The following is a 3,120-nucleotide window of genomic DNA, read 5'->3' on the forward strand; positions in this document are numbered from 1 at the left end:
AATAAAAGTAGAAAAAGGCCGTGGCTATGTATCTGCTATATCACGCCAGGTTCCTGGCATGACACGTCCTGTAGGTCATATCGCACTGGATGCTTCATTTAGCCCTATATTCCGTGTTAGTTACGCCGTTGAAAGTGCGCGCGTCGAACAGCGTACCGATCTAGACAAGCTGGTTTTGGATATTGAAACCAACAGCGCAATTGATCCTGAAGAGGCAATTCGTTTTGCAGCTCGCATACTGGTTGATCAGTTCTTGGTATTTGCAGAACTTGAAGGTACACCTACTCCGGTAGAGAAACCTCAAGCCCCGAAGATCGATCCATTGTTATTGCGCCCTGTAGATGACTTGGAGTTAACTCCACGTTCTTCTAACTGCCTCAAGGCACAAAGCATACATTACATAGGTGATCTTATTCAGCATCATGAATCTGATTTGTTGCGTACGCCAAATCTTGGTCGCAAGTCGTTAAACGAAATCAAGCAGGTCTTGGCTGAACATGGTCTTTCACTTGGAATGAAATTAGAAAACTGGCCTGCGCCAGTTGAGCAGTAAGAAAGGGTAATTATGCGTCATCGTCTCGGACTAAGAAAATTAAACCGCACTAGTAGTCACCGTTTGGCTATGCTGCGCAACATGACTGTTTCATTGCTGCGCCATGAAGCAATCAAAACTACTTTACCAAAAGCTAAAGAATTGCGTCGTGTAGCTGAGCCAATTTTGACATTGGGCAAGAATCCAACTTTGGCTAACCGTCGCTTGGCTTTTGCACGCCTTCGTGACCGTGAAATAGTAACTAAACTTTTTGATGAGTTGGGACCACGGTATGCTACACGTAATGGTGGTTATTCACGCATTTTAAAGTTCGGTTTCCGTAAAGGTGACAATGCGCCTATGGCATTGATCGAACTGATGGACAGGCCAGCAGATGTTGAAATTGTCGAAGATACAAACGAATAAATAATATTTGTATCATCACAAAAAAGCCGGATTTATCCGGCTTTTTTATTTGTTTTTGGATTTCCAAAGTAAGCGTGCAGCCGCCCCATCTATCAAACTGATGGAATTTGTGCCATTGGTTTGATCGTAAGCGTCCAGCCGCCCCATCTATCAAACTGATGTAATTTGTGCAGTCGGTTTGATCGGCAACAGCTCATCAATTCTTCGCATGCTCCAGACGGGTAATTTCTCCAGCGTATCTTTCAGCCATGCAGAAGGTTCGATGCCATTGAGCTTCGCGGTAGCGAACAGGCTTTGTATGGCAGCTGCCCGTTTGCCCGCACGTTCACTGCCGGCAAATAACCAATTCTTTTTTCCAATCGCAATGGGGCGGATCGCATTTTCCACCGGGTTGTTGTCGATGGGCAGATTGCCGGTTTGCGCATAGCGAACCAGACTCGCCCAACGATTGAGCGTGTAATCGATGGCGCGCGCCAGCCCGCTGCCATCCGCAGTAGATGTCCGTAAACGGATCAGCCAGTCATGCATCTCCGCCAGAATCGGCAAACTGTTTTGCTGACGATGCAGTGCTCGGTTTGCATGTTCCATTGCGCGAGCCGCTTCTTCAACGGCGTAGAGTATGGCGATGCGCCTTAAAGCTTCCGCAGCTTGTTGATGGACACCATTCGCCTGAAGGTCGAAGAACTTGCGCCGCGCATGCGCCCAGCAGCCCAACTCGGTGACAGCTTGCCCATCGCTGGCAAACAGCTTCTTGTATCCGGCGTAATCATCCACCATAAGATGACCCTGCCAAGCATGCAGGAAGTCCCGCGCATGCTGGCCCGAGCGGCTGCTCTGGTAATCGAACACCACAATCGGCGGGCCGGTATCCAGATCGTTGCTGCGGTAACTCCACAGGTAAGCCCGTTTTGTCTTGCCCGCTCCGGGATCCAGTTGCTTGACCGGGGTTTCGTCGGCATGCAGCACCTGCCGCTCCTTGAGCATCTCCATCAGGCGATCTGCCAGGGGTTGCAGGGCAAAGCCCATGCGGCCTATCCATTCGCTCATGGTGCTGCGTGACAGGCTAACCTGTTGCCGAGCGGCGATCTGTTCCAGCCGGTACAGCGGCAAGTGATCCAGATACTTGCTGGTGGCGACCCAGGCCAACAAGCCGGGTGCGGCCAGCGAGCCATCGATAACCGCAGGTGCGACGGGTGCGGCGGTGACGGTTTCGCACTGACGGCAGGCATACTGTGGGCGAATATGGCGGATGACGAAGAAGCGTGCCGGTTCGATATCCAGTTGCTCGCTGACATCTTCGCCAATCTTGATCAGGTTGGCTTGGCAGGCGGCGCAGGTGCAGGATTCCGGTTCATGGCGCACTTCGACACGCAGCAAGTGTTCGGGCAATGCCTGGCGTCCGGCGCGGCTTCTGGGCGTGACAGGGGTGGGTGGCAATTTGAGTTCGGCTTCGACGGCTGCCATATCCTGCACAATGTCGTCCTCGAACAATTGCCGCTGTTCCGCGCTCATCGCTTCAGACTTGGCGCCATAGCGCATGCGGCGCAGGTAGGCCACTTCCTGCACCAAGGCTTGAATCTTGATGTCCTGGGAGTGGATGGTTAATTGCTGTGAATTGACGAGTTCGGTGAGCCGGATAATGTCGGCATCATGGGACTGAATTGGGGATGGTGGAACGTTGCCAGCCGGGGCTGGAGAAGCAGATGAACGAGCTGTTTTACCCAGTGAATTCATGGGGTTAATTATACGTCAGGCCATCCTGTAACGCACTAAAAATGTAGCATAAATTGGTAAAAATATGCAGTATTTTTATACTAAACCCGCCATTGCAACGGCGGTGTTGCACACAGCCTCTGCCAATCTATTCCGGTAGTGAGCCAGTGCCACTGTTCGGCGCTCATGCGATAGAGCGATTCGCCCGGCACAGGCCAGCGGAACCGCCCTTTGTGCAAGCGGCGATGACACAGCCAGACACCCGTACCATCCCACACCAGCAACTTGATGCGTGTGTGGTTGCGGTTGGTAAAACCATAGGCGGTGCCATCGCAGGGTGAGCGCCCGTCTGTTTGCTGAATCAGCAACGATAAGCGGTCTATTCCCCAGCGCATATCCACCGGCGCCACGGCCAAAAATACCTGCTCGGGCTGAATCATTTCACCAAC

The 3,120-nt window shown here is 52.2% G+C and carries 4 protein-coding genes; 2 read left to right on the forward strand and 2 right to left on the reverse strand.

Annotation, left to right across the window (positions count from 1 at the left end; genetic code table 11):
• Together OEW58_13935 and rplQ are read left to right on the forward strand one after the other, a co-directional pair.
• Window positions 1-553: DNA-directed RNA polymerase subunit alpha (locus OEW58_13935; protein MDH5302446.1), on the forward strand; the 553-nt coding region annotated here is incomplete at its 5' end.
• Between the two features lie 12 nt (window positions 554-565).
• Window positions 566-958 (forward strand): 50S ribosomal protein L17, encoded by a 393-nt coding sequence (gene rplQ, locus OEW58_13940; GenBank protein MDH5302447.1) that lies wholly within the window; start codon window positions 566-568, stop codon window positions 956-958.
• A 150-nt stretch (window positions 959-1,108) separates the two neighbouring features.
• On the opposite strand, the gene OEW58_13945 is transcribed toward rplQ, so the two are convergent.
• Together OEW58_13945 and tnpB are read right to left on the reverse strand one after the other, a co-directional pair.
• Entirely contained in the window at window positions 1,109-2,692 is a 1,584-nt protein-coding gene (locus tag OEW58_13945; protein ID MDH5302448.1) for an IS66 family transposase, read from the reverse strand.
• Between the two features lie 80 nt (window positions 2,693-2,772).
• Window positions 2,773-3,111 (reverse strand): IS66 family insertion sequence element accessory protein TnpB, encoded by a 339-nt coding sequence (tnpB, locus tag OEW58_13950; GenBank protein ID MDH5302449.1) that lies wholly within the window; start codon window positions 3,109-3,111, stop codon window positions 2,773-2,775.
• Window positions 3,112-3,120 lie beyond the last annotated feature (9 nt).

Source organism: Gammaproteobacteria bacterium (assembly GCA_029884425.1).
In the GTDB taxonomy this organism is placed as follows: domain Bacteria; phylum Pseudomonadota; class Gammaproteobacteria; order S012-40; family S012-40; genus JAOUHV01.